We start from the raw sequence: 21,346 nt of genomic DNA on the forward strand, positions 1-21,346 counted from the left end.
TTGAAGCGCTCGCTCATGTCGAGGAAGCGCATCCGGCCGCCGATCTCGGCGATCATCCTCGGCAAGGCAGGCGATGGCTCCCAGTAGTTGGTCGGGATGAAAACCACCAGCACCTGGCTTCCCATGTCGGCGACAGTGCGCTCCATCTCGCGCAGCAGGAAGGCAAGCGCCTGCTCCTTCTTCGCCTCGTCCGGCTCGCTTTGCACAGACATCGCGTAGGTGACGCGGCCGTAGATCACGTCTGCGCCGTGCGCCAGCCAGCTCACGGGATTGGCGAAGCCGCCCGTGAGATGCTGCTGGAGCCGGCGTACGCCGTTGCTCGCGGGTGGTACGACGGCGGGCCTGCCCTGGCCGTTCCATTCGATGTGCGAGACATCGAGGCAGAACGGATAGTACGACGGCGCGCACGCCGAGACGTTGCGCTCGCTGTGATGGGCAATGATGCCATAGATCACCAACTTGGGCGCGAGATCGCGATTGCGCCGCAGCATCTGCAGGGCCTGGACGGTGCCGTAACTCGCCTCGGAGAAGTTCGTGACGCTGGCGCCCAGGGCCTTCGACAGACGGCTGGAGTAGGTATCGCCGTTCGGCATGGCATAGCCCCAGCTGAACGAGCAGCCGATGGTCATGATGTCGGTCCGGCCCGGATTGCGCTGCCCCGGCCCGTCGACGCGCGCGCCGCGGTCGTCGGTGTAGATGTCGAACACGAAGGTCGCGCGGTCCTTGATGGCCGGATAGGTCCGCCGTGTGCGCGCGCTGCGGTTCGGCACCATGCCGATCTCCGGGTCGAACACCACCATGGCGTCGCCCTCGGACGTCAGGTGGATCGGCGGCACCGTCAGGTAGGCCGCGACCTCGATGCCGATCAGCAGGCAGACGATGGTCGTCGCCGATGCCAGCACCAGGTTTTTCGTTCGCTTTCCCAGAGTCACGCTGCCTGCTCAACCCTCACCCGGCCGCCTGCTTACCATAAATGGTGGCGGAGTAATCTCGCCAAGGTGGCACTCATAAATGCGTCATCAACGAAGATGAGCGCCATCGGAGTGGCGCGCTCCCAGCGCATGACGCCCTCTTCCGTCAAGGTTGGCACCTATGGGGCGGCGACTCCAGTACGCTCGGAGTCTCCCGGGCCGCGGCATCAGGGATCGAGATCGCGCATTCCAGCCTCGTGGCGCGCGAACTCGCCGTCCTCCTGCGGCATCGCGAGCAGCAGGGCGGCAAAGGACGGCGCCTGCGCGCGGGCGAGATGACGCAAGCGCTCGTATGCCGCCACACCGACTACGACCACGGCAGGCTTGCCGTGGCTCTTGATCGTCTGCGGTGCGCGATGCGCGGCCTCGACGACCTCGCCGAACCTGTTCCTGGCGTCCTGGATGGACCAGCTGCTCTGACCCATTCGGCCGGCTCCTTCCGGCTATCAATTCGGGCCAGTAAGCAAGCGTGGCTTCTTCCGTCAAGCGCGTCGGCAAGCGACGCTGACCCGAGCGTCGTCGCCGAATGAATGCTACCAACGGGCTGCCATGAACACCCGCCTCTATCTCATCTCCCCCGAAAAGCTCGATCATCCCGACCTGTTCGCCGCCGACCTGCGCGCGGCACTTGACGGCGGCGATGTGGCAGCCTTCCAGCTCCGCCTGAAGGACGTTGACGATGCCGCAATCGCCCGCGCGGCCGATACACTACGGCCGATCTGCCAGCAGCGCGGCGTCGCGTTCATCATGAACGACCGGCCCGATCTCGCGGTGAAGCTCGATTGCGACGGCGTCCATGTCGGCCAGGAGGACATGCCCTACGCCGACGCGCGGCGCATTGTCGGTGCCGATCGACAGATCGGCGTCACCTGCAAGGCGTCGCGCCATCTCGCCATGGAGGCCGCCGAGGCCGGCGCCGACTACGTGGCGTTCGGCGCGTTCTTTCCCTCGACCACCAAGGCCGTCACCACGCCCGCCGACCTCGAGATCGTGACCTGGTGGAGCGAGCTCATGGAGATCCCCTGCGTGGCGATCGGCGGCATCACGGTAGAGAACTGCCGGCCGGTGATCGCAGCCGGCGCCGATTTTCTCGCCGTCGCCGGCGGCGTGTGGAACTACTGCAACGGACCGGAGGCGGCCGTGCGCGCCTTCAACGAGATCTTCTCAGCGCACCGGTAGCCACAGTACGTCCTCGATGTGAGAGGCGCCGGTGGCCAGCATCACCAGACGATCGAAGCCCAGCGCTATGCCGGCGCAATCCGGCAGCCCGTGCTCCAGCGCGGCGAGGAAGTCCTCGTCGACCGGCCAGCGCGCACCGTAGAGCAGCTCCTTCTCGTCCATGTCGGCCTCGAGGCGGGCGCGCTGGATGCCGGGGTCGGTGAGCTCGCCGAAGGCGTTGGCGAGCTCGACGCCGCAGACATAGAGCTCGAACCGCTCGGCCACCCGCGGATCGTCCGGCTTGGCGCGTGCCAGCGCCGCCATGCCGATGGGGTACTCGCACAGGATGGTCGGCCGGCCCATGCCGAGTCGGGGCTCGATGCGCTCGAACATGATGCGGAAAAAGACATCGTCCCAGCTGTCGCCGGCATGCATGGCGATGCCGGATGCCTGGGCCAGCCACTCGGGGCTGCCGACCGTGGCAAGAAGATCGACGCCGGCGTGGCGGGCGAAGGCGTCGGCCACGGTCAGCCGCTCGGGCTCTGCCCTGGGATCACAGACATGCCCGCCCCAGCGCAGCTGCTCCACGCCGCTGAGCGCAAGCAGGGCGTGGCAGTCCTGCATGATGGTCTCGTAGCCGGTGCCTGCGCGATACCATTCGAGCATGGTGAACTCGGGATGATGCAGCGCCGAGCCCTCGGCATTGCGGAACACCCGGGCGAACTGGAAGAGCCGCGGCAGGCCGCCAGCCAGCAGCTTCTTCATGGCGAACTCGGGCGAGCTGTGCAGCCAGCGCTCCTGCTCCTCGCCGTCGGGCAGCTCCCAGTCGGTGACGAATCCGCTGACATGAACCTCGGCGCCCGGCGCCACCTGCAAGATGGGCGTCTCGACCTCGACGAAATCCTCCGCCTCGAACCAGCGCCGCATCGCCGCCTGCAGGCGTGCCCGGGCCTGCAGGTTGGGCAGGCGTTTCGCGAGCTTGTCGGGCCGCCACTCGGTCATGTCGCGGAGATAGGTCAACCCGGGCTCGGCTGCAATCGACGAAACAGCCGGATGACCACGATGCCGTTGGCGGCTGCGATGAGGGGCCACATGAGGTTTGCCCAGCTCCGTTCATGCAGAGCGACGATGAAACAACACAGCGCTGGTGTTGGCCGCGACGTGATGGATGCCAGCAGGGCAAATGCCCGCGGGGCTGACGGGCGCGACCGGCGCGAAGCATGTGCGTCGCGAAGGTCGACATCGCTATTTGAAGGACTACGATGGCGGTAAGGACGATCGGATAGAAGGAGTCCGTGCCCGTGGCGGAAAGATCGAACGTCCTCGGCGAGAATGCGATCTGCAGCGCCGCGCCGCCCGCCCGGAAGACCGCTTCGGCACCGCCGAAGCCGGCGCCAAACATCAGAATGTTCGACAGGCTGAAATGCGGCGAGGGTCGCCCGACAAGGCGTCGGGTAGAAACAAGACGTCCGCCCTCTTCGAACAAGGCGGTAAAGCCTGCAACGAGCAGGATTTGCATCACCGTCTGCGGCGCGCCCGAACCATCTCGCGGCGCACCGGCGATCGCGTGGCCGAAGCCGTGGAAGCCTCCGATCAGCCCGCCGATGAGAGACGATATCGTGATGGAATCGCGCCGAGGACAAACAGGCGCCAAGCCGACTTGAAGAAATAGCGAAAGCAAACAGCGGGTGCCAGCCCGATCAGCAGGCACGTAAGGACATAGACGTCGAAAGTCGCATTCATTCTGCACGGACTGATAGAGATTTATCACAGTGGTACTACCGTCGATTGAGAGCGACACCCCATGTGTTTACCCGGCATCCGTCCTGGTCCACTTGCCTGAGTGTGAGCCCGACGCGTCGATTGGTATCGTGGAAGGACACTTGGCCTGGACCGTCGAGGTCTTCGAATTGATCTCGACCATCGCGATGGTCAAGGAATGGCCGCTTCGCATGGCCAATGTTTGCCACGTCTCGGGCACGACGCCGATGAGATCGACGGGAGACACCGAAGCGGGGCTCTTGGTGAAACTCAAGCGGAGCGGTCTGGGAACCTCTGGGCCGCTCACTGGCACTGCACCCACCTTCTCTGGCACCCTGCCGCTGCCGTGACGCCCAAGCAAATCGACTCTTTCTGTTCCACACTGCCCTCCGCCACCCGCACCGTGCAGTGGGAGGGCGTGATCGTCTTCAAGGTCGGCGGCAAGATGTTCTGCCTGATCGCGCCACGCGATCACTCGGTCGGGCGCATCTGCTTCAAGTGCGCGCCGGAGCACTACGACGCGCTGTCACGGGCCGACGGTTTCCGGCCTGCCCCTTACCTCGCCCGCGCCAAGTGGGTGGCGCTCGACGATCCCGGGGTGCTCACATCGGCCGAGACCAAGGCCTATCTCAAGCGGGCCCACGCGGTGATCGCGGCAGGTCTGCCGAAGAGGAAACAGGCCGAATTGGGGCTGCGTGTCACCTGAACCGTACGGAGTGGATCCATCCTTTTCCTCCCCCGTAAACGACCGTAATCGGGGGAGGTCCCCCGTCATACGGGGCGGAGGGGGCCTCAGACGAGATCCGTGTAATTCCGACGTCGGAACTTCATGAACCTCGCATGAGGCCTTCCCCCTCCGACCCTTCGGGCCACCTCCGCCGATTACGGGGGAGGAAAAGGAGAGTCCTGACATAGGGGCTCCCCAAGGCCCGGTTGCGGGCGGGGACGGCCTTTGATAGAAGGCCGCGCCGGCCTCGCCCCGCCCCCTGCGGGCGAGGCCGAATTCCATTCTTCCGATCCTGCGGTAAGCTCATGAAAGTCCCCGTCAATTCGATCCGCGCCGGCAATGTCGTCGAGTACAACGGCAAGCTCTGGGTGGCCTCCAAGGTTCAGCACATCAACCCCGGCAAGGGGGGCGCGTTCGTGGCGCTGGAGGCCAAGGCGCTGCGCGAGGGCAACAAGTTGCAGGAGCGCTTCCGCTCGGGCGAGACGATCGAGCGCGTGCATATCGACGAGCGCGAATGCACCTTCCTGTTCAAGGACGACAACGGCTTCACCTTCATGGACAAGGAGACGTTCGACCAGCTCACGGTGGGCTCGGACGTGCTCGACGAGGACCAGGCCCGCTTCCTGCAGGACGGCATGGAGGTGACGGTATCCTTGTACGAAGGCACGCCGGTCGGCGCCGAGATTCCCAAGACCGTGGTCCTCCCGGTCATCGAGGCCGATGCCGTGGTCAAGGGCCAGACCGCGTCGTCGTCCTACAAGCCGGCCATCGTCGAAGGCGGTATCCGGGTGATGGTGCCGCCGCATATCGGCGTGGGCACCCGGCTGGTGATCAACACCGAGGACGGCAGCTACCTCGAGCGCGCCAAGGACTGAGCCCGTGGCCCGCTCGCCGGATCAGCCGGTCGCCCGCATCGGCCGCGCCCCGATGGCGCCGGGCCGCGAGCGCTCCGGTCCGCCTGAGCGCCGCTCCCTCGCCCCGCGCTCGGCGACGATCACGGTGATGATCCGCGCCGCCTTCGCCGCGGCCAAGTTCCTCAAGCGCGATTTCGGCGAGGTCGAGCATCTGCAAGTCTCGGAGAAGGGTCCGGGCGACTTCGTGAGCCATGCCGACATCCGGGCGGAGCGCACGCTGCGCGCCGAGCTCGGCCGCACCCGGCCGGACTACGGCTTCCTCGGCGAGGAAGGCGGCGAGACCAAGGGCGACGGACGCAATCGCTGGATCGTCGACCCGCTCGACGGCACCACCAATTTCCTGCATGGCGTACCGCACTTCGCCATCTCGATCGGCCTCGAGCGGGAAGGCGAGATCGTCGCCGGCGTCGTCTACCAGCCGATCTCCGACGAGCTGTTCTGGGCCGAGAAGGGCAACGGCGCCTTCATCGACACGCCGAACGCGCGCTCGCGGCGCCTGCGCGTGTCGGGCCGCAAGGATCCGGCGCACGCGCTAGTCGGCACCGGCATCCCGCATATGGGCAAGGGTGATCACGCCACCTATCACGCCAAGCTCGCGGCCGTGACCCAGCGTACCGCGGGCGTACGCCGCTGGGGCGCCGCCGCGCTCGACCTCGCCTTCGTGGCCGCCGGACGTTACGACGCCTTCTTCGAGTTCGGGCTCGCCCCCTGGGACGTCGCCGCCGGCGTCCTGCTGGTGCGCGAGGCGGGCGGCGTGGTGAGCGACATCGGCGGCAAGCCCTACGAGCTCGGCGGCCCGTCCCTGCTCGCCAGCAATTTCGGCCTGCGCGAGTCGATGGTCGAGATCCTGTCGAAGGCGTAAGGCTGACGGCAATCTGCGGCCACGGCGGCGGTCGGGACGTGATGGGTGGTGCAGTCGCGCTATCTTTGCCCATCGACGTCGCCACTTTGCTGAGAGCGCGCCACTCCGATGGCGCTCATGGGATGTGTGATCACCGAGAAGAGCGCCATCGGAGTGGCGGCGCGCTCCCAGCAAAGTGGCGACGTCCGTACCACGCCATGTCACCGCACGTGCACCGGATTGGGGTGGCTTTTGCCGCTTCTCTGCTGGGCCGGGTTGACGTCGCGCAATTCTCGCCTGGCGTGGCAGAGGCAGGCGATTAGACGTCGCCGGCGACAGCGCGGCATCAAGGAGGATGGATCATGAGCAAGCCCGGGGGTGTGATCGGGGTCGCGTTCGGCCGCGTCGGCGCCCATGGCACGCGGGTGGTTCGGACGTTTGCCATGCCGGCGAGCAAAACCGAGGCAGCGCGCCCGGCTGACGCAAAATGCCCGACTGACGCAAGGACCGCTTTCGACATCCGCTCTTGCGTCAGTGGCAAACCATTGATTCCAAAGGGCACTGACGCAACGGACGCAAGATCTGGGGGTCGAAAAGTTCCTCCATGAGTCTTCCCGTTCGCCAGGCCGCGGACGCAGGACGCAGCGCCCGCCGGCTTGCGTCCGCGCTAACCCATTGATTACAAAAGAAGAGACCGCAGCGGACGATGCGGACGCTGAAATGCAGGCTCATTCTTTCACGTCCCTTTCCGCCTCATCGGCCGGACAGGATCTGGCGCACCAGGCGGGCGACGGTGCGAGCGGCGAGCGTGGCCGGCCGCTGCGTGCCGACGGCGAGCCACGTCGCCTGCTCGAGCCCCGGCTTGACGATGCGCGCCGAGGCGAAGGCCGGTCCCGCCATCTCGCGCTCGACGAAGGGCCGCGGAAAGACGGCACAGAGGCCACAGTGCGCGACCGCTTCGCGCAGGATCGCCGACGAGCTGCCCTCGAGGACGAAGTCGAGGGTCACGCCCTGGCGCTGCGCCAGCTCGGCCATCACGGAGGTCATGGCGTTGGGCTGCACCGGCCCGCACAACGCGACGCGATCGAGGGCGCGGAACGGCACCTCGCGCTGGCGCAGAATGCGATGCCCCCTGGGGCCGACCAACATCATCCCGGCGCGCGCGACCAGCTCGGCGCCGCGCACGACGCCGCGGCGGTAGCGGTTGAAGATGGCGACCTCGACGCGGCCGTTGGCGACCCATGCCTCGACCTGGCCGCTGTAGGCCTCGTGCACGCGCAGGCGGATGCGCGGATAGTCCGTCAGCACGCGCGTGGTCAGCTCGCTGATCAGCGGCTGCGCCCAGCCGGGCACGACGCCGAGGTCGACGCAGCCCACCGGGCTGCCGCCCTCGCCGCGCGCCTCGGCGGCGAGCTGGTCGGCCTCGGCGAGCAGCGCGCGGGCGCGCGGCAGCACCGCCTCGCCAAGCTCGGTCGGTTGCACGCCGCGTCCGGTGCGATGGAACAGGCGGCCGCCGAACTCCGCCTCGAGGGCGGAAACCTGCCGGCTCAGCACCGACTGGGCCACGCCCAGGGTTGCGGCGGCGCGGCTGAACCCGCCGCCGTCCGCCACACTGCAGAAGGCCCGCACACCCTTGAGGTCCATGCCGTCGTCCCATCCGAATCGAGCAAAGCCAGTGTACTGGTGATGCCCGTTTTGCATAGGGTGTCGACACAGCTGTCTTGGGCCTCCCCCGTCATCGGGGGAGGTGCCCAAGGGCCGGAGGGGGAAAGCCGCAATCGGAAATCCAGACGATTCCGACGTCGGATTGGGAAGCATGGGGGCACCTCCCCCGATACGGGGGAGGGATTTGAGATAGCGACTCCGCCGCTGCAGCCGGTTGACCCGAGGGTGCCATTGGCTAATGTGGACGGCAGGCGCGACGTTTAGGCCGCGCGTCTGCCGGGACCCCTAACTCCTTGGAAAGGCAGTCCATATGCCCGCCCTCACCAACGCTCTGCGCAGCCTCGCCGTCGCCGCGGCGGGCGTGGCGGCTGCCGTGAGCTCGGCGGCGGCCCAGGGCACGGGCAGCTATCTTCCGCCGCCCGAGCGGATCGAAAGCCGGCTGATCGACGACGGGCAAGGCGACGTCAGGCGCGCCCCGGCCCCCTTACCCACCCGCCAGGTCGTGGCCATCCCGGCGACGCTACCGCCGGCCCAGGTTGCGGCGGTCCCGCCGCCCGTCGCGGCGGCGCCCCCTTCGGCCCCCGTGCAAATGGCCGTTCCGCCCACTCCCGCCACGCCACCGCCCGCTGCAGCGCCCGCGCCACGGCCGACGGCAACGGCCGCCCTGGCGCCCGAGCCGCCGGCGCCGGCGCCATCGGGGTCGGCCCTCTCCACCATCCCGTTCATGCCGGGCTCTGCGATCCTGAGCGACTTCGCCAAGGCCGAGCTCGACCGCGTCGCCGCCGGCATAACCGACCGCAAGGTCCGCGGCATCGAGCTGCACGCCTATGCCGGCGACGGCGATCCGGACAGCCGCAAGGTCGCCCTGGCGCGCGCCCTGGTGGTGCGCAGCTACCTGATCGACCGTCGCGTAAAAGCTCGCATCGAGGTCGGCGCCTTTTCGGGCAGCGGCGAGCGGGTCGACATTCTGGCGCCGACCCCGTGATCAAGCGCAAATCCGCCCCGACGCGTTCGACCGGATGAGCAGCCCGCTTCCCTACCTCGTCCGCATGCTGCTGTTCCTGGCGGCGGTGGCGGGCCTTGCCTACCTGCTGCGCCACGACCTGGTGCGCGTGTTCATGAACACGCCGATCCTGAACGGCGTCATCGTGGCCGTGCTGGTGATCGGCATCTTCTTCGTCATGCGCCAGGTCATCCTGCTGTGGCCCGAGGTGCGCTGGCTGCGCCGCTTCCAGCATCGCGAGGAAGGCGCACCGCCGCTCGAGATGGAGTCGATCAACCTACTGGTGCCGCTGGCGGCGATGCTGGGCGAACGGCAGGAGCGCTTCCGCCTGTCGCCGACCGCGGCGCGCGCCCTGCTCGACGGCATCGCCACCCGGCTCGACGAGCGGCGCGAGCTGATGCGCTACCTGATCGGCCTGCTGATCTTCCTCGGCCTGCTCGGCACCTTCTGGGGCCTTCTCGAGACGATCGGCGCGGTCGCCGACGCCATTGCCAACCTGCAGGTGTCGAGCGGCGATGCGGTGCAGATGTTCGCCCGGCTCAAGGAGAGCATCGAAGGCCCGCTCAAAGGCATGGCGACGGCCTTCGGCGCCTCGCTGTTCGGCCTGTCGGGCTCGCTGGTGCTGGGCTTCCTCGAACTGCAGGCGAGCCAGGCCCAGGGCCGCTTCCATATCGAGCTCGAGGAGTGGCTGGCCGGCGCGACGCGGATCTCCGGCGGCCCGCACATCGAAGGCGAGCAGGGCGTGTCGGCCTATGTCGAAGCGCTTCTCGAGCGCACCGCCGACGGCATCGACGACCTGACGCGCTCGCTGCGCCGCTCCGAGGAGGCGCGCGGCACCACCGTCACCGCCAACGCCATGCTGGTCGAGCGCTTGGCGGCGCTGGCCGAGACGATGCGAGCGCAGCAGAACCTGCTCGCCCGCATGGCCGAGCATTCGATCGAGCTGCGCGGCGCGGTGACCCGGCTGACCGAGCGCGCGCCCGACCAGACCGACCGCGATACGCTCGCCGCCCACCAGCGCAACACCGAGGCCTATCTCGCCCGCCTGCTCGAGGAGAACGTGCGCAGCCGCGCCACCCTGGTCGAGGAGCTGCGCGGCGTGGTCGCCCGGCTGGGCGAACGCGCGCCGGACGACGAGCGCGAGGCGCTGGTCGCCCATCAGCGCGCCACCGAGGTCTACCTGGCGCGCCTGGTCGAGGAGAACGTGCGCGGTCGCACCGCCCTGGTCGACGAGCTGCGCGGCACTGTCGAGCGCCTGGCCGATCGCTCGTCGGGCAGCGAGCGCGAGGCGCTGATTCAGCACCAGCGCGCCATCGAGAGCCACCTCGCGCGCCTGGTCGAGGAGAACGTGCAGTCGCGCACCGCGCTGGCCGACGAGCTGCGCGGCGAGTTCAGGCTGCTCGCCCGCACCATCGCCTCGATGCGCGGCGCCAACCAGCCGGTCGGCGAAGGCTAGCGCGATGGCCGCCATATCCGCGCGCCGCCGCGGCGGCGGTGCCGACTACACCTGGCCGGGCTACGTCGACGCGCTGACCACGCTGCTGATGGTGATGATCTTCCTGTTGTCGCTGCTCAGCGTCGCGCAGTTCACGCTGTCGAGCACGCTCAGCAACCGCGACAGCGCCATCGAGCAGCTCGGCCGCCAAGTCGGCGACCTCGCCAGCCAGCTGTCGATGGAGAAGAAGGCGTCGCAGAACCTGCAGAAGGATCTCGAGCAGCTCACCCTGCAGCTCCGCCAGACCCGCGGCGAGCGCGACCGACTCAATACCGATCTGGCCGGCGAGCGGCGCACCTCGGAGGCGCTGCGCATCGAGCGCGACCGGCTGACCGGCGACATCGCCAACGAGCGCCGGACGATCGAGGCGCTTCGAGCCGAGCGCGAGAAGCTCGGAACCGACCTCTCGGCCGAGCGCAAGTTCGTCGAGACACTGAAGACCGAGCGCGACCGCCTGACCGAGCGGCTGTCGGCGATGATGATCGAGCGCGAGAAGCTCACGGCCGCCCTGCAGAGCCAGACCCGGAGCGCGGCGGCCAAGAGCGAGGATCTGCAGAAGGAGATCGAGCGCCAGCGGCTTGAGCTGACTCGGCTCGCCGCCTCGCTGGCCGCCGCCAACCAGGAGAAGGGCAAGCTGTTCGGCGAGCTCACCGAGGAGCAGAAGCTCTCGGCCGAGCAGAAGGCGGCGGTGGTGCGGCTCACCGCCGAGCTGGCCGGCGTCAGGGACGAGCTCGCCCGGCTCAACGTCGCGCTCGAGGCGTCGGAGGCCAAGGCCAAGGACCAGCAGGCGCAGATCGTCGACCTAGGCCAGAAGCTCAATCGCGCGCTCGCCAGCAAGGTCGAGGAGCTGGCACGCTACCGCTCGGAGTTCTTCGGCAAGCTGCGCGAGGCGCTGGCCGGCCAACGCGACGTGCAGATCGTCGGCGACCGTTTCGTGTTCCAGTCTGAGGTGCTGTTCCCGTCGGGTTCGGCGCAGCTCCAGCCGGGCGGCGAGAAACAGCTCGCCAGCGTCGCGCACCGTCTGATCGAGATCGCCAGCCGCATCCCGACGGACGTCAACTGGGTGCTGCAGGTCGACGGCCATACCGACGACAAGCCGATCCGCAACGTCGTCTACCCGACCAACTGGGAGCTCTCCGCCGCCCGCGCCATCGCCGTCGTGAAATTCCTGCACAGCGAGGGCATTCCCAACGAGCGCCTGGTCGCCGCCGGCTACGGCGAGTTTCAGCCCCTCTCCACCATCGACTCCGCCCGCAACCGCCGCATCGAGCTCAAGCTGACGAGCCGGTGATTTCAGTCTCCTCCCCAGCTCCGCTGGGCAGGTGTCGGCGTCTTCGCCGACGGAGGGGTCATAATTCTTCCGGACCGCGGGCGTCCCGCCCGCTCTTCTCATGAGCGGGTGGGACGCCCGCGGTCCGCATGAGGATGACCCCTCTGTCGCGTATGACGGGACACCTCCCCAGCTCCGCTGGCGAGGAGATCGAACTACAGCAACCCCAGCCGCTTCAGCTCGGCGGCCATCTCCGCCGGCATGTCGGCGGTGTCGCCCTTCGACAGGTCGGGCGGGGCGCGCTCGGGCTCGAAGTAGCGCCAGCCCTGGAACGCCTTGCAGGTCCTGGGCGCGGTCGGCACCAGGGTGCGCCTGACCTTGATCCGGCAGTATCTCTTGCCGTCGTCCTGGTCGAAGTCCTCCTCGAAGCCGACCAGCTCCTGGCGACAGCGGATGACGCCCCTAACCACCCAGTAGAGCGAGCCGCCGTCGAGCAGCTCGGCCGCCCGGCGCGGCGTGTTGCGGGTGTAGACCCAGTGTGGCGAGCGCGGGCTCTGGCCGCGCTGCCGGCGGCGCTGGGACTGCACCGTCTTCATATGGGCGAGATCGTCGACGCCAACCGCAAGCTTGATGAGATGCAGCGTCATGGCTCGCGCTCGGTGCGTTCTCGAAGTTGGGTTGGTCGCTGCAACAAGGTCCATCCGATCGGCTGATCCCGGCCGGCCCGAATGTGCTCTAGTACGGCGGGCCGGCCGCGCTCAAGCGGTCCCTGTCCACAACCGCTTGAAAGCGTGTCCGGCGCAACACAGCGATGGAACATTTGCGAGGGCGGGTTCACACTCCACAATGTTTGCACAATGCACGGCATAGAGTGCGCGCGCTTTCCACGGGGGCTCTCATGAATCGGTCGACGCTTGTTGCTCTGGTCGCGGCGCTCATGCTGGGATCGGGCATCGCGGGCTACGTCATCGGCAAGCCGCAAGAATCGATCGACCGAGCGTCCCAGCCGACCGTAGCCTCGACGCCCACACCCACAGCAACGCCGGCGCCAACCCCGACACCTGCACCTGCTCCGCAGACCGCGCAGACCACCACCCCGGCGCCGGCACCGTCGACCCCGGCAACGCCGGCCACCACGACACCGGCTGCGACGCCGCCCGCCACGCCAGCCGCGCCCGCCACCCCCGCCGCGCCGTTCGGCTTCAGGGGCTACTCGATGGACACCAGCCGATCGGAGGCGGAGGCCTGCCTCGTCTTCAACAGGGCGCTGGTGCCGACCGACGTGCGCTACGGCGACTTCGTGCGCATCGAGCCCGAGGTCAAGTCGGCGGTGCGACTGATGGACAACCGCCTGTGCATCGGCGGCTTGAGCTACGGCACGGACTACAAGGTGAAGCTGCTCGCCGGCCTGCCCGGCGCCGAGGGCGTCAAGCTCGACGCCGAACAGCTGGTCACCGTGTCGCTCGGCGCCCGGCCGGCGGTCATCAATCTGCCGGGCAAGGGCTTCATCCTGCCGCGCGGCACGGCGGCCGGCGTGCCGATTACCAGCATCAACGTCTCCAAGGTCGGCATCTCGGTCTATCGCGTCAACGAGCGCGCCATCGACCGCTTCGCCAACGACCGCTACGACGCCACTTACCCCGGCAGCGAGCCGATGACCGACTCGTGGTCGCTGCGGCGCTGGCTGCGCGGCGACAACGGCAAGCGGATCTGGCGCGGCACGATGGAGGTGAAGAACGTCCAGAACCAGCCGATCGTCACCGCGTTCCCGATCCGCGAGACCATCCAGGACTGGAAGCCGGGCGCCTATTTCGTGGTCGTGTGGGATGCCGCCAAGCCGCCAGCGCGCGGCTACGGCTACGAGGACGACGAGGACGAGCAGTCCGACGGCACCGCCGCCGGCATGTGGCTGATCGACACCGACATCGCCCTCACCTCCTTCACCGGCGCCGACGGGCTCAACCTGTTCGCCCGTTCGCTGCAGACCGCGCAGCCGATCGCCGGCCTCGAGGTCGTGCTGCTGAGCCGCGGCAACGAGCCGATCGCCAAGGCGATCACCGACGCCGCCGGGCGGGCGAACTTCGCCGCCGGCCTGCTCAGGGGCCGCGGCGCGGCCGAGGCCTTCGCCGTAATGGCGACCGACGAGGCCAAGAAGGACTTCTCGCGGCTGGAGCTTACCAAGTCGCCGTTCGACCTGTCCGACCGCGGCATCTCCGGCCGCGAGCAGCCCGGCCCGGTCGACGCCTTCCTCTATACCGAGCGCGGCATCTACCGGCCGGGCGAGACCGTGCAGCTCATGGCGATGCTGCGCGACAACGGCGCGACCTCGCTCGCCGACATGCCGGTGACCCTGATCGTCAAGCGGCCCGACGGCAGCGAGTTCACCCGCTACACGGCGGCGCTGCAGGGCTCGGGCGCGATCCACCAGGCGATCGACCTGCCTAAATCGTCGCGCCGCGGCCGCTGGTCGGTGACCGCGCACATCGACCCCAAGGCGCCCTCCGTTGGCCGCGTGGAATTCGCGGTCGAGGATTTCGTGCCGGAGAAGCTCAAGGTCGAAATCAAATCCGATCGGCCAATGCTGCGTCCGGGCGAGGCCAACGGCTTCGGCATCCAGGCCGACTTCCTCTACGGCGCGCCGGCGTCGGGCCTCACCGTCGAGGCCGACATGCGCGTCACCGTCGACGACAATCCGTTCGCCAACTACGCCGAGTATCGCTTCGGCCCGGAGAGCGAGCGCGAGAGCTTCGAGCCGCCGTTCATCACCCTGAACGGAACCGACACCGACGAGGCCGGCAAGTCTCGCCTCGAATGGGGCGGCAACGGGATCAAGGACACGGTGCTGCCGCTGCGCGCCCAGATCCAGGCCCGCGTCTTCGAGCCGGGCGGCGGGCGGGCGACGCGCACCGACACCACCCTGCCGATGCGCACGCGCAACGTCTATCTCGGCATCCGCCCGACCTTCGAGGGCCGCTATGCCCGCGAGGGCGCCACCACCGAGTTCGACCTGGTGGCGGTCGACGCGGAAGGCAAGCAGATCGCGCGTCCGAACATCCAGTATCGCGTCGACCGCCTCGAGTATTCCTATCAATGGTACCAAGTCGACGGCCGCTGGCGCTGGCAGGCGAACGAGCGCGAACGGTTGCTCACGGCCGAAACGGTGGAGCTCAAGGCCGATGCCCCGGCGCGCCTGGCGCTGCGGCTGCACTGGGGCAGACATCGCCTGACCGTGATCGATACCCAGAACAACACCTCGACCACGCTGGCGTTCTATGTCGGCTGGTACGGCGGCGACAGATCGGCCGAGGAAGCGCCCGACACGCTGCGCGTGGCGAGCGACAAGCAGAACTACAAGCCGGGCGAGACCGCGCGCGTGCGCATCGAGCCGTCGTTCGCCGGCGAGGCGCTGGTCGCCATCGCCACCGACCGCATCGTCGCCACCTATCCGGTGCAGGTGCCGTCGGGCGGCACCACCGTCGAGGTGCCGATCAAGGCCGAATGGGGGGCCGGCGCCTACGCGCTGGTCACCGCCTGGCGTCCGCTGTCGACGCCGGCCGACCGGACGCCGACGCGCGCCATCGGCGCGGTCTGGCTGGGCATCGACCCGGCACTGCGTACGCTCGGCATCCAGATCACCGCGCCCGAGAAGGTGACCCCGCGCCAGCGCATCGAGGTGCCGGTCAAGGTCTCCAACCTGCAGAACGAGGAAGCCTGGATTACCCTCGCGGCGGTCGACGAGGGCATCCTGCAGCTCACGCGCTACCGCACGCCCGACCCGGCCAACCACTATTTCGGCAAGCGCCGGCTCGGCGTGGCGATGCGCGACGACTACGGCCGCCTGCTCGACACCAAGGCCGACGAGGTCGGCCGCATCCGGGTCGGCGGCGACGCCGGCGACATCGGCGGCCTCGACATCGTGCCGACACGCACCGTCTCGCTGTTCAGCGGCCCGGTGAAGCTCGACGCCAACGGCGAGGCCAGGATCGGCCTCGACATCCCCGACTTCATCGGCCAGCTGCGCATCATGGTCGTGGCCTATGCCAAGACCAAGGTCGGCTCGGCCGACCAGCGGCTGTTCGTGCGCGACGCGGTTGCCGCCGACGTCGTGCTGCCGCGCTTCCTGGCGCCGGGCGATCGCGGACGGCTCTCGCTGTCGCTGCACAATGTCGACGGCCAGGCCGGCGACTACCGCCTGACTCTCGAGGCGAGCGGCTCGGTGGCGCTCGACCGGCCGGTCGCCGAGATGCGCCGGCTGGCGACCAACCAGCGCGAGCTCCTGACCTGGGACCTCAAGGCGGGCGAAGCCGGCTTCGGCAAGGTCGCCGTGGCGGTCCAGGGTCCCGGCAACTTCGCGGTGCGCCGCGAATGGGACATCCAGGTGCGGCCGGCGCAGACGCCGAGCGCCGTCGACACCGTCTCGCAGCTCGAGCCGCAGCGCCAGCTCACGGTCGACCGCAACCTCGTCGCCCAGTTGGCGCCCGGCACCACCAGCGTCAGCGTCGCACTCTCGCGCATTCCCGGCATCGACGTGCCGGGCCTGCTGCGCGCGCTCGAGAAGTATCCCTACGGCTGCCTCGAGCAGACCACCAGCCGCGCCCTGCCGCTGCTGTACTACAACGACGTCGCCCTGCTGGGTTACGCCAAGGCCGACTTCAACATCCAGGAAAGGGTGCAGGACGCGATCTACCGCGTCGTCGACATGCAGACGTCGGACGGGTCGTTCGGCATGTGGGGTCCCTACTCGCCGGCCGCCGAATGGCTGCAGGTCTATGCGCTCGACTTCCTGCTGCGCGCCCGCGATCAGCAGATGATCGTCCCCGCGGTGACGCTGCAGCGCGGCCTCTCCTGGCTCAACCGCTCGGTCGAGAAGTTCTCGGCCAATGCCCAGGCCTACGGCTGGTACGTCCTCGCCAAGGGCGGTCTCGCCGATCCCGGTCGCGTCCGCTACTTCCAGGACACGAAGTCGGGCGAGATCACGGGTGGACTTGCCTGGGCGCAGCTTGCCGCAGCGCTCAACCACGTCGCCGAGCCGGGCCGGGCGCGGCTCGCCTTCGCAACTGCCCGCCAGCGCATCGAGCAGCCTGTTCCGAACGAGTACTACGGCTCGCCGCTGCGCAATCGCGCCGCCCTGATCGCCCTCGCGACCGAGGCCGGCGGACCGCAGGCGCTCGCCGAGGTCGTAGCCTCGGTGCGCGAGCAGCTCGTCGCCAAGGGCGAGTACACCACGACCCAGGAAAAGGCCTGGCTGCTGCTGGCGGCGCGCGCCATGAGCGGCGGCGGCACCGAGCTCGCCTACTCCGTAGACGGCGAGCAGCACAAGGGCGGCAAGGATCCGATCGTCATCAACCCCGATCGGGCGGCGGTCCAGCGCGGCGTGCGCGTCGGCAATGACGGCGACCGCCCGGTGTGGCTGCAGGTGACGGCGCGCGGCGTGCCGACCGAGCCGCAGCCCGCGGCGACGCACGGCCTGAGCGTCGAGCGCCGGTTCCTCACGCTCGACGGCAAGCCGGCCGATCTCGACCGGCTGCGCCAGAACGACCGGGTGATCGTGTCGATCCGGGGCCGCAACCTCGAAGGCGGCTATCACGAGGCGGCGCTGCTCGACCTGTTGCCGGCCGGTTTCGAGATCGAGAGCGTGCTGAACGAGGAGACCGTGAAGTCGTTCTCGTTCCTCGACAAGCTCACCGACACGCGCATCGCCGAGGCGCGCGACGACCGCTTCTTCGCGTCGTTCAATCTCGGCCGGCGCAACTATCGCATGTGGTGGGATTCGGCGGACCGGTTCCCGAATTCCTTCCATGTCGCCTACATCGTGCGCGCCGTGACCCCGGGCAGCTTCGCCCTGCCGGCCGTGCACGTCTCCGACATGTATGCGCCGCGCATCTATGCCCGCAGCGCCATGGGCCACGTGACCATCGCTCCGCGCTGAGAGATCGCGATGGCCTCCGGCATCCTCTTGCGGGAACGGCCCGTCATTCTCCTCCCCAGCTCTGCTGGGGAGGTGTCGCCGTCATACGGCGGCCTGCCTTCGCCTGCGTTCGCGAAGCCGAAAGGGCTTCGCGAACGCAGGCGGAGGGTCATCGCTGGGAGCGCGCCACTCTGTGGCGCTCTTCTTGTCGATCACACATTCCATGAGCGCCACAGGAGTGGCGCGCTCCCAGCCATGAGCGTCATGACCTCCCCAGCGAAGCTGAGGAGGAGAATCACGCGACACCCGCGGTCCGCATGACATGAAGCTGCAGCGGCTCCTCGTCGGTGCTGCCCTCGCCGTCACCGTTCTGGTGGCGGGGGCGCTGGTGCTCGACCGACTGTTCCCGCCGGACCTGACGCGCTACCACCGGCACTCGAGCGAGGTCGTCGACGCCAACGGCCGCCTGCTGCGCGCTTTCACGACCGCCGACGGCAAGTGGCGGCTGGCCACCACAATCGACGACGTCGACCCGCTCTACCTGGCGCTGCTCAAGGCCTACGAGGATCGCCGCTTCGACGATCATTGGGGCGTCGATCCGCTGGCCGCCGCCCGCGCCGCGCGCCAGTGGATGTCGCGCGGGCGCATCGTCTCCGGCGCCTCGACGATCTCGATGCAGGCCGCCCGCCTGCTCGAGCCTCGGCCGCGCGGCTTGGTCACAAAGGTGATCCAGTCCGCCCGCGCCCTGCAGCTCGAATGGCGCTATTCCAAGCAGGAGGTGCTGGCGATCTACCTGACGCTGGCGCCGATGGGCGGCAACCTCGAGGGCGTACGCGCCGCCTCGTTGGCCTATTTCGGCAAGGAGGCCAAGAGCCTGTCGGCCGCCGAGGCTGCCCTGCTGGTCGCCATCCCGCAGTCGCCCGAGCGTCGACGGCCCGACCGCGCCGTCCAGCGCGCCCAGTCGGCGCGCGACCGCGTGCTGGCCCGCGGTCTCGAGCACGGCGTCATCGACCGGTCACTCTACGACAAGGCGGTGACGCGCAGCGCGCCCGACCGCAGGCTCGCCATGCCGATGCACGCGCCGCATCTCGCGACCTGGCTGGCCGGCCAGTCGCCGGGCACAGCCGTGCCGACGACCATCCGCCTGGAGCTGCAGAAAGCGCTCGCCCACCTCGCCGCCGAGGAGCGCGCCCAGTTCCCCGACCGTGCCCAGGTCGCCATGGTCGTGGTCGACAACCGCACGCGCTCCGTCGTCGCCTGGCTGGGCGGCTCGGACTTCTTCGGCAAGGCGGGCCAGGTCGACCTGGTGAGGGCGCACCGCTCGCCCGGCTCGGCGCTGAAGCCCTTGATCTACGCCATGGCGTTCGACGACCGCACCCTGCATCCACAGTCCCTGGTCGAGGACGTGCCGGTGCGCTTCCGCGAATGGCTGCCGCGCAACTTCGACCGCGACCACCAGGGCGCCGTCACCGTGCGCCGCGCCCTGCAGCAGTCGCTCAACGTGCCGGCGGTGCTGGCGCTGGAGAAGGTCGGCCCGCAGCGCTTCATCGCCACCCTGCGCAGCGCCGGTGCCTCACCCGGCCTACCGCCGGGCGATCTCGGCGCGTCGCTCGGCATCGCGCTCGGCAGCGCCACCATCTCGCCCGTGGAGATGGCCGGTCTCTACAGCGGCCTGGCGACCGGCGGACAGTTCTCGCCACCGCAGATCCGCCGCGACCGGCCGCGAGTCGACCCGGTTCGGCTGCTCGGGCCGGCGGCGGCCTGGTACGTCGGCGACATCCTCGCCGAGGCGCCCCTGCCCGAGGGCTTCGCCGCCCTGCCGGTCAACCTGCGCGAGCGCCGCATCGCCTACAAGACCGGCACCTCGGCCGGGTTCCGCGATGCCTGGGCCGCCGGCTACAGCGCCAACTGGACGGTGGTCGTGTGGGTCGGCCATGCCGATGGCACGTCGCGCCCGGGCGGGCTCGGCCGCGTCGCCGCGCTGCCCATCCTGTTCAAGGCGTTCGGCCGCCTGCCGGCGGAGGACAATCGCGCCACCGCGCCGCCGGTCGACGTGCTGCGTGTCGCCTCGCATCGCGAGCTGCCGCCGATCATGCGCACCCTGCGGCCGCCCGGCGATACCAATGGCGGCCCGCGCATCGCCTACCCGCCGGCCGATGCCAGCATCGAGCTCGGCAAGAGCGAAGCGGTGCCGCTGAAGGCGCTGGGCGGTGACGGCCGCCTGCGCTGGCTGGTCGACGGCCAGCCGATCGACGGCAGCAGGTGGGTTCCCGACGGACCCGGTGCCGCCCGCGTCGCCGTCGTCGACGAGTCCGGCCGCTCGAGCGCCGTCAACGTCCGCATCGTCGTACGGCGCTGACCCTCCGCGCGGCGCCGACGCTCTCACGGATGAAACTCACGACTTGAAATAGAATGCGCCGCGCGACTTTTCCTTCAATCGGTCGTGCCGGCGCAGCTGCACAAGCAGCGGCTCCAGCCGATCGAGAGCGGCGGCCGTCGCGTGCTTCACGCCGCGGCCTTGGCCTTCAGCGCCTGCGCCACCTTCGAGGCCGGCTCGCGGCCGAGCGCGGTGCAGATGGCGCGGCCCGCCTTGGCAATGGCATCGAGGTCGACGCCATGCTCGATGCCGAGGCCGTTCAGCAGATAGATCACATCCTCGGTGCCGACATTGCCCGACGCGCCCTTGGCGTAGGGACAGCCGCCGAGGCCGGCGACGGCCGTGTCGAACACCGCGATGCCGCGCTCCATGACCGCCAGGATGTTGGCCAGCGACTGGCCATAGGTGTCGTGGAAATGCGCCGCCAGCTTTTCCCGCGGAACCCGTTCAGCCACGGCATCGACCATGGCGACGCATTCCGCCGGCGTGCCGACGCCGATCGTGTCGCCGAGCGAGACCTCGTAGCAGCCCATGTGGAACAGCCGCTCCGAGACCTCGGCCACCTTGGCGGGCGCGACCTTGCCGTCGTAGGGACAGGCGATCACGGTCGAGACGTAGCCGCGCACCTTCATGCCGTGCTTGTGCGCCGCCTCCAGGACCGGAGCAAAGCGCTCGAAGCTCTCGTCGATCGAGCAGTTGGTGTTCTTGCGGCAGAACGCCTCGGATGCGGCGGTGAAGACCGCGATCTCCTCGCATCGCGACTCGATGGCGCCGTTCATGCCCTGCTTGTTGGGCACCAGCACCGGATAGGCGACGCCCGGCCGGCGCGCGATCTGCGCCATGACCTGGTCGGTGTCGGCCATCTGCGGCACCCATTTCGGCGACACGAAGCTGCCGGCCTCGACGGCGCGGTGCCCGGCCGCCGACAGCGCGTCGATCAGCGCCACCTTGGCCTCGACCGGAACCGGCCTGGCCTCGTTCTGCAGGCCGTCGCGCGGCCCCACCTCGACCAGCCGGACCTGCCTGGGAAACTTCATCGCAACCCTCCACTGACGGAGGCCATGTTACGCGATCTGGCGGACGACGAGATATGTGCCCAGCAGGAAGAGGCCTGCGAAAAACACTCTGCGGAACGTCGCGGCAGCGATGTGGCGGCGCACCACCTGCCCTATCGCCATGCCGACCAGCGCCGGCGCAAGGCCCGCCAGCGACATCGCGGCCGACGCGCCTGAGAATCCTCCGCCCTGCAGCAGGCC

Annotated in this window: 17 protein-coding genes and 1 pseudogene; 11 read left to right on the top strand and 7 right to left on the bottom strand. The window is 69.0% G+C overall.

Features of this window, described 5'->3' with window-relative positions:
- Both AB7O82_RS26185 and AB7O82_RS26190 read right to left on the bottom strand, forming a co-directional pair.
- On the bottom strand, window positions 1-932 hold a 932-nt coding region (locus AB7O82_RS26185; RefSeq protein WP_428620524.1), incomplete at its 3' end, for a hypothetical protein.
- A 206-nt stretch (window positions 933-1,138) separates the two neighbouring features.
- Window positions 1,139-1,396: a type II toxin-antitoxin system prevent-host-death family antitoxin gene (locus AB7O82_RS26190; protein WP_428545356.1), complete on the bottom strand. Its 258-nt coding sequence runs from the start codon at window positions 1,394-1,396 to the stop codon at window positions 1,139-1,141.
- Between the two features lie 124 nt (window positions 1,397-1,520).
- Here AB7O82_RS26190 and thiE point away from each other — a divergent pair, with 124 nt between their 5' ends.
- Entirely contained in the window at window positions 1,521-2,150 is a 630-nt protein-coding gene (gene thiE / locus AB7O82_RS26195) for a thiamine phosphate synthase (protein ID WP_428545353.1), read from the top strand.
- On the opposite strand, the gene epmA is transcribed toward thiE, so the two are convergent.
- Window positions 2,136-3,131 (bottom strand): EF-P lysine aminoacylase EpmA, encoded by a 996-nt coding sequence (gene epmA / locus AB7O82_RS26200; RefSeq protein ID WP_428545365.1) that lies wholly within the window; start codon window positions 3,129-3,131, stop codon window positions 2,136-2,138. The genes thiE and epmA overlap by 15 nt on opposite strands.
- A 181-nt stretch (window positions 3,132-3,312) precedes the next feature.
- Between epmA and AB7O82_RS26205 the strand changes: the two genes are divergently transcribed.
- From AB7O82_RS26205 to AB7O82_RS26225, 5 genes are all read left to right on the top strand, one after another.
- A complete protein-coding gene (locus AB7O82_RS26205; protein ID WP_428545350.1) occupies window positions 3,313-3,801 on the top strand; it encodes a hypothetical protein in 489 nt (162 codons plus the stop codon).
- A 211-nt stretch (window positions 3,802-4,012) separates the two neighbouring features.
- Window positions 4,013-4,240, top strand: a complete 228-nt coding sequence (locus AB7O82_RS26210) for a hypothetical protein (RefSeq protein WP_428545347.1) — start codon at window positions 4,013-4,015, stop codon at window positions 4,238-4,240.
- A complete protein-coding gene (locus tag AB7O82_RS26215; RefSeq protein WP_428545344.1) occupies window positions 4,237-4,596 on the top strand; it encodes an MmcQ/YjbR family DNA-binding protein in 360 nt (119 codons plus the stop codon). Before AB7O82_RS26210 ends, AB7O82_RS26215 begins: the two co-directional genes overlap by 4 nt.
- A gap of 326 nt (window positions 4,597-4,922) precedes the next feature.
- Entirely contained in the window at window positions 4,923-5,492 is a 570-nt protein-coding gene (efp, locus tag AB7O82_RS26220) for an elongation factor P (RefSeq protein WP_428545341.1), read from the top strand.
- A 52-nt stretch (window positions 5,493-5,544) separates the two neighbouring features.
- Window positions 5,545-6,393 carry an inositol monophosphatase family protein gene (locus tag AB7O82_RS26225; RefSeq protein ID WP_428545362.1) on the top strand — a complete coding sequence of 283 codons (849 nt, stop codon included), beginning with the start codon at window positions 5,545-5,547 and terminating at the stop codon, window positions 6,391-6,393.
- 732 nt (window positions 6,394-7,125) lie between these two features.
- On the opposite strand, the gene AB7O82_RS26230 is transcribed toward AB7O82_RS26225, so the two are convergent.
- Window positions 7,126-8,016: a LysR family transcriptional regulator gene (locus AB7O82_RS26230; protein WP_428545338.1), complete on the bottom strand. Its 891-nt coding sequence runs from the start codon at window positions 8,014-8,016 to the stop codon at window positions 7,126-7,128.
- Window positions 8,017-8,347: 331 nt separating this feature from the next.
- On the opposite strand from AB7O82_RS26230, the gene AB7O82_RS26235 reads away from it, so the two are divergent.
- From AB7O82_RS26235 to AB7O82_RS26245, 3 genes are read left to right on the top strand one after another with little or no spacing between them, the layout of a single operon-like run.
- Window positions 8,348-9,022 (top strand): OmpA family protein, encoded by a 675-nt coding sequence (locus tag AB7O82_RS26235; RefSeq protein ID WP_428545335.1) that lies wholly within the window; start codon window positions 8,348-8,350, stop codon window positions 9,020-9,022.
- A gap of 34 nt (window positions 9,023-9,056) precedes the next feature.
- On the top strand, window positions 9,057-10,496 hold the full coding sequence (locus tag AB7O82_RS26240; protein ID WP_428545332.1) for a hypothetical protein: 1,440 nt from the start codon (window positions 9,057-9,059) through the stop codon (window positions 10,494-10,496).
- A 4-nt stretch (window positions 10,497-10,500) separates the two neighbouring features.
- Complete coding sequence (locus tag AB7O82_RS26245; RefSeq protein ID WP_428545329.1) at window positions 10,501-11,826, top strand: peptidoglycan -binding protein; 1,326 nt, start codon at window positions 10,501-10,503, stop codon at window positions 11,824-11,826.
- A 194-nt stretch (window positions 11,827-12,020) separates the two neighbouring features.
- On the opposite strand, the gene AB7O82_RS26250 is transcribed toward AB7O82_RS26245, so the two are convergent.
- The gene (locus tag AB7O82_RS26250) at window positions 12,021-12,452 is read right to left on the bottom strand and encodes a DUF1489 family protein (protein ID WP_428545326.1); all 432 of its coding nucleotides are present in this window, start codon (window positions 12,450-12,452) and stop codon (window positions 12,021-12,023) included.
- Between the two features lie 251 nt (window positions 12,453-12,703).
- On the opposite strand from AB7O82_RS26250, the gene AB7O82_RS26255 reads away from it, so the two are divergent.
- Both AB7O82_RS26255 and pbpC read left to right on the top strand, forming a co-directional pair.
- On the top strand, window positions 12,704-17,734 hold the full coding sequence (locus AB7O82_RS26255; protein ID WP_428545323.1) for an alpha-2-macroglobulin family protein: 5,031 nt from the start codon (window positions 12,704-12,706) through the stop codon (window positions 17,732-17,734).
- Window positions 17,735-18,035: 301 nt separating this feature from the next.
- Entirely contained in the window at window positions 18,036-20,072 is a 2,037-nt protein-coding gene (gene pbpC / locus AB7O82_RS26260; protein ID WP_428545320.1) for a penicillin-binding protein 1C, read from the top strand.
- A 146-nt stretch (window positions 20,073-20,218) separates the two neighbouring features.
- Here pbpC and AB7O82_RS26265 read toward each other — a convergent pair whose 3' ends face one another.
- Window positions 20,219-21,127: a hydroxymethylglutaryl-CoA lyase gene (locus AB7O82_RS26265; RefSeq protein ID WP_428545318.1), complete on the bottom strand. Its 909-nt coding sequence runs from the start codon at window positions 21,125-21,127 to the stop codon at window positions 20,219-20,221.
- A gap of 27 nt (window positions 21,128-21,154) precedes the next feature.
- Window positions 21,155-21,346, bottom strand: a pseudogene (locus tag AB7O82_RS26270) (sulfite exporter TauE/SafE family protein); the annotation flags it as partial.

The organism is Reyranella sp. (genome assembly GCF_050185545.1).
Lineage (GTDB): Bacteria > Pseudomonadota > Alphaproteobacteria > Reyranellales > Reyranellaceae > Reyranella.